Raw genomic sequence first — 13,140 nt, 5'->3', positions numbered from 1 at the left:
TTTGCGAAAAAAATGTTAGGGACCTATAATTTGATCATTGTTCTTTGTGAGATCCCAAGCTGTAATAATGCCAATCGGAAGTTCGCTCTCTCTGCCGTTAGGAGTAATGAGCACAGCCTCAAGCTTTTGTTTTCTTGCTTGGTGATCTTCAAACAGAAATTCAATATCATAAATGTTAGCCTGCTGAGATAAGAAAACGATTGTACAGACTGTGTTTTCTGTCACTAGATCTTTGACTTGCAGGGCCGAGAGATCCAATTTACCCTGCTGGTGATGTATGGCCATCCACTGTAAGATGGTTTTTGCTGTTAAGAGTCCTCTGCATCGGCCTTTCTCATAGATCGGATAGCCGGAATAGCCGTGCTGTTCCACATACTTTAATACTGTTGTAAGCAGAGTGTTCATTTCAACGGTATAAACGGGAGCAGAGGCGATGCTCAAAGCTTTGCCAGGGTCGGTTAATAGCCGGTCAATGCTTTCAATTCTCTCCACAATTTCATGATGAGGCTCAGCGATGTAGAACTGCGCATCTTTTTTATGATGAACGATGGCATTTCTTAGTTTAGCATATTGTTTGAGATCTTCTAGACAAGCTTTAACGCTGGCGTGGGTCCTGGCTGCATCATGCAATATTTCCATAAACGCATCATTTCCGTTCGTGCGGCTGATCTGTTTCAAGGTTTGATGGATGCGGTTAAAAGCGGTTTCAAACCGTTCAGAGCGCTCTCTAGAAAGATGGGGGTCTACTGGCATATTATACTTCCTCTCCGTGTAAGTGATGGTATGAATAGTATGACCTGCAATGTTTGAAAATATATGAGCCGACTTAAACCATCAACTTGTCATTGTTTTAATTTCATGTATAAAGGGTACTTTCGTTATTATCACTGTTGTTATTAAAGAAGGGAGATCATTTTTATGATCAAAAAGAAAATTGTCGTAACAGGACCAGGAACAGAACAGAATGACAACCTGACTGATGCTCAGGAAGTATTGTATAACGAAGATTATAAACAAGCGGATCAAGCTTCTGAAAACGAGAAAAAAGAAGATAAGCAATAAATATCAAACAGCGGCTAAACAAAAGAGCCGCTGTTTTTTTCATGTTTCCCTTGGGAATTGCCTCTCATTTTACTTATTATGGTACTCTTGTTAGAGGGCAGCTAAAGGATGAGTTTAGCGAAATGACAAAAAGTACTGGAGGGATGATTTTGAATCGCGATCTTTTAAGGCGAATGGACAAAACCAGAGAAAAAAATGATTTTTCTGGCAGTATACTCGTTATGGAAAATAGCGATATTTTAACAGAGACAAACTACGGTTATGCTAACCGTTCTGAACACATTCATAATGATTCTCACACAAGATATGGGATAGCTTCTGGGTGTAAGCTTTTTACCTCTATCGCTATTTGCCAGCTTGTAGAGGCTGGAAAACTTTCTTTTGAAACAAAATTGGTCGATTGCCTCGATGTTCAGTTCCCTTATTTTGATCAAGATATTACCATTCATCATCTTTTAACCCATACAGCAGGAATACCTGATTATTTTGATGAGGAAGTGATGGATGACTTCGAGGAGTTATGGATGAAGAATCCGATGTATCATATAAGATCTTTAAAAGATTTTTTACCGCTTTTTCAGAACCAAACCATGAAACTAAAAGCTGGAGAACAATTTCAATACAATAATGCTGGATATATTTTACTTGGCTTAATTATTGAGCAAGCGGCCCAGCTTGAATTTTCAAAGTATGTGGAAGAACACATTTTTAAAAAAGCAAATATGGTTCATTCGGGGTATTTTGAATTTGACTGTCTTCCAAAGAATACGGCACTCGGTTATATTGACCTTCCAAATGGAAAGTGGAAAACAAATATTTATTCATTGCCAGCAAAAGGGGGTTCTGACGGGGGAGCTTACGTAACCGTGAACGATACGGCCAACTTATGGGATGCGCTCTTACACCATCAACTGCTTAATGAAGAACACACTAGAATGTTACTTACTCCGCATGTTCGAACTAATGGAGAAAATAGTTTCTACGGGTATGGAGTATGGGTAGAGAAAAAGGGTGAAGAAATCGTAAAGTTCCATGTGGTGGGCTATGACCCGGGAGTTAGTTTCCATTCTGCTTTTTATCCGAAAGCTTTCATAAAAACAGTGATATGTTCAAACAGATCTCATGGTGCATTTGATATGATGAAAGAAATAGAAGAAGAAGTTTTAAGCTGAGTTATTTGGATTATGTGAAATGTATTCCTGTGAAGTGCCGAAAAAATCATTTTCAATTTCTTATTGTAATAAAATAAAGTCTATGTTATTCTTATCAAGCGATGAGCTAATTTGCGTAAGTCGCAAAACATACTTTATAGTTAAACGTTTGGATGTGGCCAAACGGTTTTGCGCCGCAAACGCATCAAGACGCCTGTATTTATACAGGCGTCTTTTCATATATCTTATTTAGCTGCGATTCGCAATAACGACGAGTTTACCTTCGTCTAACTCTTTTTCATGTGTTTCTGCTTCCTGCGGAGTTAAGCCAACAGCCTGCATTTTCTCGCGCAATTCATCTCCGCGGGAATGAAACATATTCGTGATTCCATCAAGTAACCCTTGCTCTTTCATTCCAACTTCCTTCGTGTCCAGTGCATCATTTACATCTGCCGTCCGTTCTTTCTCATGAGCAAAAATGTGAATTTGATCAGGTGAATAGCCTTCTGCTTTCAGACGATCTACCTCTTGCTTTGCTTGTACGGCATTCTCAACAGTTTTCTTCGTAATCATAATGAACCCTCCTAAAAATTAAGTAGTACTGTAATAAATGTTCTCCTTCTTTCTATACCATTATGCAAAAGTTTTAAACAAAGTATTTTTTCATCGACAGCAGCTCATAGTTCCCAAATCCATTTTCATACATAGGCTATAAAGAATAATGGATAAAGGAGACATGTATATGTACGAAGATGATTATATGTATGATTACGACAGGCAGTTCCTGTTTTTTCAAGGGCCTTCTAATATGGGAAGCTTTTTCCCTCCATTTGGTCCTGGTCCCGGAAACCAGCCTGGACCAGGAGGATTTCCACCACCTCCACCGCCATTTCCGCCAGGCGGGGGAGGCGGTGGAGGACAGTCAGGGCCACCAGCAGGTCCACCGCCTTCATTCACTCCACAGCAAGGAGCTCAGGCATTTGCAGTAGACCCAGGAGCCATTAGAGGCTGCTTGTACCGTTACACATATATTTGGATGAGAGGCAATCAGCAGTTTTGGTTTTATCCAGTGTATGTAGGCCGCCGCTCCGTTGCCGGTTACCGCTGGACTGGTTTTAACTGGGTCTATTTCGGGGTAGACTTAAGAAGAATACAGTCATTCCAATGTTTTTAATGTAAAGGAGGGGAGTCCCTCCTTTATTACTAAAATTTATACATATGTTAGTTAAACATTATTAAAAAAAGAGGTGAAGAGTTGTATAAAGGGATAGCCATTTTATGCCTTTTACTCGTTGCTGGTTGTTCTTCGGAAACGACAGATCCGTCTTATAAGAAAAAAGGAAATTTAAAGGATGAGACAAGTTTAGCTCCGCAAACCATCGCCACAGATCTACAAACTCCATGGGATATCGAAAAAACTGAGCATAGTTTTTATGTAAGTGAACGCCGGGGGAAAATCATTCAAATTAATAATCATGGTAAGGACTATCAAATGGACGTGAATCTTCAGAAGGAAGTATATGAATATGGAGAAGGCGGACTGCTGGGATTTCAGCTTGATGATGAGTTTGAAAAAAATTCTTTTGCTTATATTTTCCATACGTATGAAGAAGAGGGAAATGTGTTAAATCGCATCGTACAAATTAAGAAAAGCGGAAATCGATGGGTGGAGGAAAAAGAACTGCTCGCCCATATACCTGGTGGGAGAATACATAATGGTGGAAGGTTAGCCATTGGTTCAGATCAATTGCTATATGCCACTACTGGAGATACCGGAAATGAAACGAGTGCACAAGACCTTAGATCTCTTTCAGGAAAGATTTTAAGAATGCACGTCGACGGTTCTATTCCGGAAAATAACCCGTTTAAAGATTCTTTCATCTATTCATATGGTCACCGAAATCCGCAAGGCTTAACCTGGGACGAGGAGGGAAATTTGTATTCAGCTGAACACGGTTCGTCAGCACACGACGAAATTAATGTTATAAATGCCGGCAGTAACTATGGATGGCCTATTATTCAAGGTGATGAGAGAAAAGAAGGAATGGAAGCGCCCCTGTTTCATTCAGGAAATGATACCTGGGCTCCTTCCGGCATCGTTTTCCATGATGGGAAACTGATCGTTGCTGCGCTTCGTGGAGAGAGAATGCTGTCCTTTAATCTCCTGAATCAATCTTCTCGGGTGATAGTTGAGAATTCGGGAAGAATCAGAGACCTCTCAGTAGATGGAGAGTCGGTATATTTCATAACAAATAATACGGACGGCAGAGGGCAAATCAGGAAGGGTGACGATAAATTGATTAAAATACCTTTGAAGTAAAATATTATATTTATGAAGTAATAAGGGGATATTCAAGGGGCATAGAAAAGGAAAACAAGAAAAAACCCAGAAAAATGATGCACAGCTAGCTGCTTTTTAAAAAGTGGCTAGTTTTCTCTTTTCAAGACATATGATTAGAATAGTATATAAATGAGACTTAATATAAGGCAGGTGTAAAAAACGTGCATTTAGATAAAAAACACGACCCAAAGAAGAATGCCGAGATGCTTTTAGCTTATATCCCTAACGTAACCATTCATGATCTGGTGCGAGAAACGATGGATCAGTGGAAAGAGCATCAAAAGAATGCTCAGGTCGCTGTAACTAAACGAAAGGTATCTTTTACCATTCGTACGACCATTAAACAAATTGGAATCCGTCTCATCAGCCGGCTTTTTAATACGAAAAGGCCTATTCCTGTACACATGAGTGAAACAGTCGTGGATTCTTCAGGACAAGCGGCTCCTGAGTGGAAAGAAGCGTTAGATCATGAGTTTGAAAAGTTAACATCAACGATTAAAGAAGTGAACGTGTTAGATTACGGAGCGGTAGGAGACGGTAAAACAGATAGTACAGATTCATTTAAAAAAGCGATTGGCAAGGGAAAAGTAAAAGTGAAAGTTCCTGCAGGTGTATATGTTGTAAAGGGAATGAAGCTTCCATCATGGACGTATTTAATAGGGGAAGGCAAAGGTGTCACAATCATTAGACTTCATGATCTGTCGCCAAAAAGAAGCTGGCTGATCACAAACGCTAATCATGTAAAAGGAGATCATCATATTGCGGTAGAAGGCATGAGTTTAGACTGGAATCTTGAAAGGCTGCCTAAAGATGAAAAGTCGAGTTCAGGCAACAACCGGTCAAGCTGCCTAATGTATGCGAATGTCACCTATGGGTGGGTGAGAGAGGTGGAAGCGATCAATCCCGGCCTTCATTGCTTTGATGTCTCGTCCACGGTCTATACGTATACAGGAGATGGAACCCGGGCAAAAGGCGGCAGCAATTATATTTGGCTGGACCGGTTAAATGGATACGGATTCGGTGATGACGGGATTACGACTCACCACAGTGATCATATTTTTATCTCTAATTCTCATATGTGTGATCCGAGCGGGCGTGCTCATGCCGAAGGGTTTTCCAACTCGAATGGAATTGAAGTAGATGATGGATCAAGAAACGTTTGGCTCTCGAATAACTCGACGGCACGCTGTTTTGGCGGTGTGGAAATTAAGGCCCATGCGACATCTTCGGCGGCTAGAAATGTTCATATTTTTGGCCATCTATCCGTCAATGATCATCGCTCCTTTAACTTCCGCCATATTGGCCATCATAAAGCGGATGACCCTGAATCCACAACAGCTTTTAACATTACAGCAGCTAACCTCGTCTCGATTCACCCGGTCTACACCGATCTATATAAGAACTCAAAGCCGCGTTCTCTTGTCGTATCCGCTTACCGTAATGTTGTAATTAATTATTTCACAGCGATCGGCGACCCAGACTATGATTACCGGAAAAACCCGGTCATTGCGGTGCAGTATAAAGCGCGAAATGTGACATTGAATCATTTTACAGTAAAAGGGTTTACCTCAGCCGGAGAGGATATTAAAGTGTTCGGAGGCAGTCAAAAAGCCGAGCAAGTGGCCATTAAGAATGTGCAAATCGATCATTCCGCCAAAAAAGGCATTTTCGTCGGGGAACATATTAATGACATTTCGATAGAACACGTTGTCGCGATTGGAAAACAAGCGGAATGTGCTTGCTTCATTCAAAGTCCCCATGCGAAAGTAGCTAATATTCATACCGAGGGCTATAAAACTTCAGTGATTGATCAGTCAAAGCAGCTGGTATGAAGCTGAATGTGTTTTTAGGAGTAAAAGGGAGAGTAGATTATAATAATATTATGTAACCTAAAAATACAATCCGCAAACTTACGCGTCCAGGAGCCTTCAATTTATGACTGGCTTCTGCTTCATCGACTCGAGTGCTAAACGGAAAATTTCCGGTTATATACAGTGTGAAGATCGTTTTATATAAGAAATAAGGGTAAATTTTCCGCTTATCTGAAAGTAAAACCGCCCATCAAGACGTTTTTCAAGTCAATAAGCGGAATTTCTCCGTCTATTAAGCCTATATTCTAGGCATTTTTTGAAATAAGCGAAATTTTTCCGCTTATTTATCAAACCGAGCGCTTAACCTGAAAATGACCTCAAAGGCCAAAGCTTTTGAGGTCATCCATTTAATTAAACTCGTTTTTTCTTTCTAGCTACAACAATAAGTCCTATGATCAGTGCGGCAGCTCCAGCTAACAGAAGGCCGATATTGACAAGGTTTGGCACCTTGACAGCTAGCTTCACATCGTTTATTTCATTTGGGATGAACTCCCAAACGAGTGTTTTCCCATCATCTTCAGTCAGGGTTGCGTTATGATCTTCTTTATCAGGCTTAATAGGGAGGGTTAATTTAAAGCTTAAATCCATTTGATCCAAAAAGCTTTGCTGCATTTCCTGGTCAAACATTTCATTTTCTTCCGTTTCTTCGGTCATATTTGTAAAGTCAAATTGTCCATTGACACGGTAGGTCGTAAATAAAAGACCTTTCTTTACATTAAGATCAAAGTCATTATTGTCATTTTTGCTTTTGTCCTCGCCGCCATAAATCATATCTTTCGCTGTCAGTTCATTAACATCGTCAAATTGTTTCTTAGCGACAAACCCGACCATTTGATCTTTTTTATAGTTGGTAATTTCATATCCTTCTTTAGAAGCTTCGACCTTTGCTTCTTTCATGGAGGATCCGCTCATCGCCGCCAGCTGCTGCTGCATGGCGACTAGAAAACTTAATTCCCCAGACCCATCCATATTGATCTTCAGCCCATAATTCATTTTCACGCATCCTGCCAGAGCCAGAGAGGAAGCGATCAGCATCACTGCCAAAAATAATTTCTTCATTGAATTCTCCTTCTATGTAAAATAAGTCAATTCATTATAGCAGAATATTTTAAGTGGAATTGTATAATGTTCTGTTTTCACGCGAAAAAAATCCCCCGGCTCAATAAAGTAGAGGCGGGGGATCACCATAAAAGGATTATTTAATGTTTTGTCCGTAAAAAATTTCATCCATTTCGGTCTTTAATTTTTCCGTAATTTCTTCGATTTCTTCACTAACGAGCTGATCCTTTGTATAGCCAAACAAGTAGTTGTTTAAATCAAATTCTCTTAGCTTGCACTTCGTATGAAAGATATTTTGCTGATACACATTCACGTCAATTAAATCGTATTTGCTCTTAACTTCTTCAGGAATGTAATTCTGAATGGAATTAATATCATGATCGATAAATAGCTTTTTTCCATCTACATTTCTGGTAAAGCCCCGCACGCGATAATCGAGTGTCATAATATCCGTATCAAATGAGTGAATTAAATAATTCAGTGCTTTCAGCGGCGAAATTTCTCCGCAGGTCGAGACGTCAATATCGGCTCTGAATGTACTGATCCCTTCGTGTGGGTGAAATTCAGGATACGTATGGACAGTAATGTGGCTTTTATCCAAGTGCATGACAACTGAATCGGGCAGTGGGCCAGGCGATTCATCTAAAGATTCAGCCGGCACTTCTACAACAGGTCCTTCGGAGACAAGAATGGTCACACTTGCTCCCTGCGGCACGTAATCTTGCTTCGCTATGTTTAATACATGAGCCCCAATCATTTCGGTGACCGTTTTTAATATGTGAGTTAAGCGGTCGGCATTGTATTGTTCGTCGATATACTCGATATAAGCTTCTCGCTCTTCTTTTGTCTTCGTATAGCAAATATCATACATATTAAAGCTCAATGATTTAGTTAAGTTATTAAAGCCGTGGAGTTCAATTCGCTGTTCTGGATTGATCTTCAAGATGTAATTCCCCCTTACCTAGCATGAAGAACGCATGCTATTAGTTTCCCTACTTATGTTCATATGATTAACTCTCATAATCATGATAACATAAAGCAATATTTTCATCTTACCCAATTAATAATGGGCTAAAACAGAAACAAGGAGTTTCAGAACGATCGGTGCAGGAGGAATGTCTGAGTCGCAGGAGTTAGAAGCGAGGAAAAGACAAAGGCAGGAGATATGTAATAATTAAATAGAAAACGTACTGACAGGTTGCTGTCAGTACGTTCGTAACATGATCACTTTATCAGTTGTCGCCGTCTAACAGGCGGCCGATTCCGTCAAGAATGCTTCCTTCTCCCGTTGAACCGCCCCCGCTCGATGGTGCATTGGCAAAGATCCGATCCGCCAAACGGCTAAATGGAAGGGATTGAATCCAAACAGTGCCAGGGCCTTGAACCGTCGCATAAAAAAGACCTTCTCCGCCAAGCAAAGCTGTTTTCACTTTGCCTACATATTCAATATTATAGTCCGCTTCTTTCGATAAGGCGACTAAACAGCCGGTATCGATCCGCAGTTTTTCACCCGGCTTCAATTCTCTTTTCATGATTGTGCCCCCTGCGTGAAGGAATGCCAGCCCATCACCCTCAAGCTTCTGCATAATAAATCCTTCACCGCCAAAAAATCCGGCGCCCAGGCGTTTTTGAAAGTCAATCCCGATCGAAACACCCTTCGCTGCACATAAAAATGCATCTTTTTGACAAATCACTTTTCCATTTAACTCACTTAAGTCGACAGGAATGATTTTTCCTGGAAAGGGAGCGGCAAACGTGACATGGCGTTTAGCCGTGGATTGGTTTGTAAATACTGTCATAAACAATCCTTCGCCAGTAATTAGCCGTTTGCCAGCTCCGACAAGCTTGCCGAATAGGCCGCCTTTTTGACCGCCGCCGTCACCAAACACGGTTTCCATATCGATTCCATCTTCCATCATCATCATGCCGCCAGCTTCTGCCACGACGCTTTCCTTTGGATCTAATTCAATCTCCACACATTGCATATCATCCCCGTGCAGTTTGTAATCAATTTCATGTGAATTCACATTTATACCCCCGTAGTAATATATTTGTTGCCAGTACGGGAATATTATACCATTTTCGCACTATTTAATCTTTTTCCATTCTCAATTAAATGAAATAAAGAAAATAGCCGTGAAAAAGGTAGGGTTTATCACGGCTAGTAAGTTTAAGAGTGAAAATTAATCATAATAAGATGCTTTAGCTTGTGAGTATGACATTTAAAATCTGAGTACATCTTTCTTCAGGGGAAGGGACATGGTTCTAATCCTTCTTTTATTTAATGGCATCTTCTGCTAGCTTCGTATTCACTAATTTATTGTAATTCGCATCTTTAGGCAGTTCTCCAGCTTCTTTCATGATTTCTTTGAGATTATTCCATTCTTCTTCATCTAGCAGAGGGTTGGTGGCAAAGCTATGCTGGCTTTTATAACGGTCGACAACGGTCGCAATTAATTCTTCAGGCGTATCGTCAAAGTAAGGAGCAATGATTTTCGCTGTTTCTTCAGCGCTGTTCATTTCCACAAATAGCTGAGCTTTATAAATAGCTTTCGTGAATCGTTCTAACACGTCATTGTTGTTTTTAATATAGCTTTCTTTCGTCATAAATGTTGTGTAAGGAAGCTTTCCTGACTCATTGCCGAAAGAAGCGATAATGTGGCCTATTCCTTGCTGCTCGAACAGGCTGGCTTGCGGTTCAAATAGCTGAACATAGTCACCTGTGCCTGAAGCAAAGGCGCTCGCGATGTTCGCATAATCGATATTTTGGATAAGAGTCAGATCCTTGTGCGGGTCAATGCCATGCTTTTTCAACCCAAATTCTCCTGCCATTTGCGGCATACCGCCTTTGCGCTGACCTAAGAACGTGCTGCCTTTCAGCTGATCCCAAGAAAAGAATTCCGGCTTTTCTCTAGCGACAAGGAAGGTTCCGTCCGTTTGCGTAAGCTGCGCGAAATTAATGACAGGATCATTGGAACCTTGAGCATCTACATAAATACTCGTTTCACTTCCGACAAGGGCAATATCTGTACTGTCTGATAACAGCGCCGTCATGGTTTTATCTCCGCCCCATGTCGTTTTTAGATCCACATCAAGTCCTTGTTCTTTAAAAAACCCTTTTTCCATCGCAACATATTGGGGAGCATAAAAGATTGATCTCGTGACCTCAGCGACACGGACGGTTTTCATTTTTTCTTCTTTTTTCTCGGTTTCTTCTGATGAGCACCCGCTGAGTATAGCGGCTCCCAATACGAGCGACAGCAATAAGTATCCACTTCGTTTGAATGTTTTCAAGCCATAGCCTCCTCACAAATATAAAAGAATTGAAGACCTTTTCATATTATTAGTGAAACTTGAAAATTGTGCATGTACCCATTCATTTGCGGTAAGCTGCCGAGACTGACACAAATTCACCTTTCATGATTGCACACAATATATTAGAGATAGAAAACTATACTGAACATGAAATTGTTGAACGCGTACAAACTGGAGGGATTCATATGGCATTTTTACAGCTGGAATCTGTCAGCCAAACCTATTTCTCTAAGCATTCGGCTGCTGTTACGCTACAAGATGTCTCTTTAACGGTTAATGAAGGGGAGTTCATCTCGTTTTTAGGACCGAGCGGCTGTGGAAAGACGACGGTATTATCGATCATTGCCGGACTGTTTCCGCCAACGGAAGGAACCGTTACATTATATAATCAGCCCATATATGGTCCGCACCCTAAAGTGGGGTATATGCTACAGCAGGATTACCTCTTTCCCTGGAAGACGATTCAGGATAATATCTTTCTCGGCCTTAAACTCCGAGGCATGTTAAATGAAGAACGTAAATCTTATACGCTTTCTTTATTAAAAGAAGTGGGACTTCATTCTGTGTTAAATAAGTATCCGGGGGAATTGTCAGGAGGCATGCGCCAGCGAGTGGCGTTTGTCCGGACGCTTTCAACCAATCCAAAAATCCTTCTTCTTGATGAACCATTCTCCGCGCTTGATTACCAAACGAAGCTGAAGCTTGAGAATCTGGTAGCCGGTATGCTGACGGATTACCAAAAAACAGCGATTCTTGTGACGCATGATATTGGCGAAGCGATTGCCATGAGCAACAGAATTGTCCTGTTTTCCAAAAACCCCGGCAGAATCTCCCGGATATTCGATGTGCCTGAATCATTAACGAAGCTTTCTCCGTTTGAAGCGAGACAGCATCCGGATTACAGCGGGATGTTTCAAAACGTATGGGAGGAGTTTGAGCGACTTGAAGAGCAAGAAAATACCTGAAACGCACGAGAGCTTTTTATTAAAATTGAAAAAAGAGAAGCGAAATGTATTACTTGTTCAATTATTGATCTTTATCTTATTTATTAGTCTGTGGCAGCTTTCTTCGATGAAAGAGTGGATCAATCCACTGTTATTCAGTTCGCCATCGGAGATTGTTTCGTTATTTACCGAAAAAGTCGGGGATGGCAGTTTATTTACTCATGCTGGAATTACATTATCCGAAACAATTGTCGGTTTTTTACTTGGTACGTTTTTAGGTACGCTGCTCGCTGCTGTTTTATGGTGGAATCCATTCCTGTCCAAAGTATTTGACCCTTACCTGGTTATTTTAAATTCGATGCCGAAGATCGCTTTAGGTCCTATTTTAATCGTAGCTCTTGGTCCTAATTTTAAATCGATCCTCGCGATGGGTGTATTAATCACCATCATTATTACCACCATTGTGATTTATTCAGCCTTTAAAAATGTAGATGCCAATTATATGAAAGTCGTTCAAACGTTTGGCGGCACAAAATATCATTGCTTCAAAGAAGCAGTGCTGCCCGCCTGTTTTCCTGCCATTATTTCTACTTTGAAAGTCAATGTCGGTCTGGCATGGGTGGGAGTGATCGTTGGGGAATTTCTCGTATCAAAGCAAGGGCTTGGCTATATGATCATCTATGGCTTCCAAGTATTTAACTTCACACTTGTTCTGTTAAGCCTGTTTATCATCGCCATCCTCGCGACAGTGATGTATCAGATAGTAGAAAGACTAGAGCGAAAGCTGATTCACAGCAAATAAACGCTTTAGAAATTAGTTGAACTTGGCATACCGGCAGACATATCTGTATAGTGAATAGGGATATTAGTGATTACATTCTTCAAGGAGCGGTTTATGATGTCTGTTGTTATTTGGATTGGAATTATCATTTTGTTTCTGCTTAGTTTTGCAGGAATGGTGTTTCCGATTATTCCTTCTGTTCTAGTTCTGTGGGGAGGGTTCGCCCTTTATTATTTCGGTTTAAGCAAAGAGGAGCTTTCTATTGTGTTTTGGCTTGCGATGGGTGGCTTCACGGTGCTGATCATCCTGGCAGATATTTTGGCCAATAGCTATTTCGTTAAGAAGTACGGCGGATCGAAGTGGGGAGAATGGGCAGCGACCATCGGGGTCATTGCAGGATCCTTTATTATGCCGCCATTCGGTATTCTGTTCGTCCCGTTTATCGCTGTTGTTTTGACTGAATTAGTTATTCTGAAAGATGTGAAAAAAGCGGTTGTCGTCGGTTTTGCCACATTAGTCGCTTTTCTAAGCGGCACCATCGCCAAAGTATTGATTCAGCTCTTGATGATTACTTGGTTCATTGCAGAAGTCCTCATTTAAAAGGTCTGCCCCGGGG

At 40.9% G+C, this 13,140-nt stretch carries 14 protein-coding genes; 8 read left to right on the top strand and 6 right to left on the bottom strand.

Annotated features, from left to right (window positions below; all coding sequences use genetic code 11):
* Positions 1–15 precede the first annotated feature (15 nt).
* Entirely contained in the window at positions 16–753 is a 738-nt protein-coding gene (locus tag JOC78_RS03540) for a CBS domain-containing protein (RefSeq protein ID WP_204553059.1), read from the bottom strand.
* 165 nt (positions 754–918) lie between these two features.
* On the opposite strand from JOC78_RS03540, the gene JOC78_RS03535 reads away from it, so the two are divergent.
* Together JOC78_RS03535 and JOC78_RS03530 are read left to right on the top strand one after the other, a co-directional pair.
* Complete coding sequence (locus JOC78_RS03535) at positions 919–1,062, top strand: YfhE family protein (protein WP_204553058.1); 144 nt, start codon at positions 919–921, stop codon at positions 1,060–1,062.
* A gap of 149 nt (positions 1,063–1,211) precedes the next feature.
* Complete coding sequence (locus JOC78_RS03530; protein ID WP_420829895.1) at positions 1,212–2,234, top strand: serine hydrolase domain-containing protein; 1,023 nt, start codon at positions 1,212–1,214, stop codon at positions 2,232–2,234.
* Positions 2,235–2,462: 228 nt separating this feature from the next.
* Here the strand turns inward: JOC78_RS03530 and JOC78_RS03525 are convergent, their stop codons facing one another.
* Positions 2,463–2,786, bottom strand: a complete 324-nt coding sequence (locus JOC78_RS03525; protein WP_204553057.1) for a YflT domain-containing protein — start codon at positions 2,784–2,786, stop codon at positions 2,463–2,465.
* A gap of 163 nt (positions 2,787–2,949) precedes the next feature.
* Here JOC78_RS03525 and JOC78_RS03520 point away from each other — a divergent pair, with 163 nt between their 5' ends.
* From JOC78_RS03520 to JOC78_RS03510, 3 genes are all read left to right on the top strand, one after another.
* Complete coding sequence (locus tag JOC78_RS03520) at positions 2,950–3,387, top strand: hypothetical protein (RefSeq protein ID WP_420829901.1); 438 nt, start codon at positions 2,950–2,952, stop codon at positions 3,385–3,387.
* Positions 3,388–3,468: 81 nt separating this feature from the next.
* On the top strand, positions 3,469–4,533 hold the full coding sequence (locus JOC78_RS03515; protein ID WP_204553055.1) for a PQQ-dependent sugar dehydrogenase: 1,065 nt from the start codon (positions 3,469–3,471) through the stop codon (positions 4,531–4,533).
* 182 nt (positions 4,534–4,715) lie between these two features.
* Complete coding sequence (locus JOC78_RS03510; protein ID WP_476693178.1) at positions 4,716–6,386, top strand: glycosyl hydrolase family 28-related protein; 1,671 nt, start codon at positions 4,716–4,718, stop codon at positions 6,384–6,386.
* Positions 6,387–6,776: 390 nt separating this feature from the next.
* On the opposite strand, the gene JOC78_RS03505 is transcribed toward JOC78_RS03510, so the two are convergent.
* From JOC78_RS03505 to JOC78_RS03490, 4 genes are all read right to left on the bottom strand, one after another.
* Positions 6,777–7,484 (bottom strand): DUF3153 domain-containing protein, encoded by a 708-nt coding sequence (locus JOC78_RS03505; protein ID WP_204553053.1) that lies wholly within the window; start codon positions 7,482–7,484, stop codon positions 6,777–6,779.
* Between the two features lie 136 nt (positions 7,485–7,620).
* On the bottom strand, positions 7,621–8,427 hold the full coding sequence (speD, locus tag JOC78_RS03500) for an adenosylmethionine decarboxylase (protein WP_204553051.1): 807 nt from the start codon (positions 8,425–8,427) through the stop codon (positions 7,621–7,623).
* 289 nt (positions 8,428–8,716) lie between these two features.
* Complete coding sequence (locus tag JOC78_RS03495) at positions 8,717–9,511, bottom strand: TIGR00266 family protein (RefSeq protein ID WP_204553049.1); 795 nt, start codon at positions 9,509–9,511, stop codon at positions 8,717–8,719.
* A 250-nt stretch (positions 9,512–9,761) separates the two neighbouring features.
* Positions 9,762–10,721 (bottom strand): ABC transporter substrate-binding protein, encoded by a 960-nt coding sequence (locus JOC78_RS03490; protein WP_338023170.1) that lies wholly within the window; start codon positions 10,719–10,721, stop codon positions 9,762–9,764.
* A 263-nt stretch (positions 10,722–10,984) separates the two neighbouring features.
* Between JOC78_RS03490 and JOC78_RS03485 the strand changes: the two genes are divergently transcribed.
* From JOC78_RS03485 to JOC78_RS03475, 3 genes are all read left to right on the top strand, one after another.
* Positions 10,985–11,764, top strand: a complete 780-nt coding sequence (locus JOC78_RS03485) for an ABC transporter ATP-binding protein (RefSeq protein ID WP_204553047.1) — start codon at positions 10,985–10,987, stop codon at positions 11,762–11,764.
* Positions 11,742–12,545, top strand: a complete 804-nt coding sequence (locus JOC78_RS03480) for an ABC transporter permease (protein WP_420829894.1) — start codon at positions 11,742–11,744, stop codon at positions 12,543–12,545. The genes JOC78_RS03485 and JOC78_RS03480 overlap by 23 nt, the downstream gene beginning before the upstream one ends.
* A gap of 96 nt (positions 12,546–12,641) precedes the next feature.
* Complete coding sequence (locus JOC78_RS03475; protein ID WP_204553043.1) at positions 12,642–13,124, top strand: DUF456 domain-containing protein; 483 nt, start codon at positions 12,642–12,644, stop codon at positions 13,122–13,124.
* Positions 13,125–13,140 lie beyond the last annotated feature (16 nt).

The organism is Bacillus ectoiniformans (assembly GCF_016908875.1).
GTDB classification, from domain to species: domain Bacteria; phylum Bacillota; class Bacilli; order Bacillales; family Domibacillaceae; genus Bacillus_BX; species Bacillus_BX ectoiniformans.
The sequence above is the reverse complement of the archived record's forward strand: the minus strand, read 5'-3'. Positions and strand labels throughout refer to the sequence as shown.

Bases quoted from the DNA above. Each gene is read 5' to 3' on its own strand.
- JOC78_RS03525 (WP_204553057.1), bottom strand. From the start codon at position 2,786: ATGATTACGAAGAAAACTGTTGAGAATGCCGTACAAGCAAAGCAAGAG.
- JOC78_RS03535 (WP_204553058.1), top strand. From the start codon at position 919: ATGATCAAAAAGAAAATTGTCGTAACAGGACCAGGAACAGAACAGAAT.
- JOC78_RS03520 (WP_420829901.1), top strand. From the start codon at position 2,950: ATGTATATGTACGAAGATGATTATATGTATGATTACGACAGGCAGTTC.
- JOC78_RS03485 (WP_204553047.1), top strand. From the start codon at position 10,985: ATGGCATTTTTACAGCTGGAATCTGTCAGCCAAACCTATTTCTCTAAG.
- JOC78_RS03505 (WP_204553053.1), bottom strand. From the start codon at position 7,484: ATGAAGAAATTATTTTTGGCAGTGATGCTGATCGCTTCCTCTCTGGCT.
- JOC78_RS03540 (WP_204553059.1), bottom strand. From the start codon at position 753: ATGCCAGTAGACCCCCATCTTTCTAGAGAGCGCTCTGAACGGTTTGAA.
- JOC78_RS03475 (WP_204553043.1), top strand. From the start codon at position 12,642: ATGTCTGTTGTTATTTGGATTGGAATTATCATTTTGTTTCTGCTTAGT.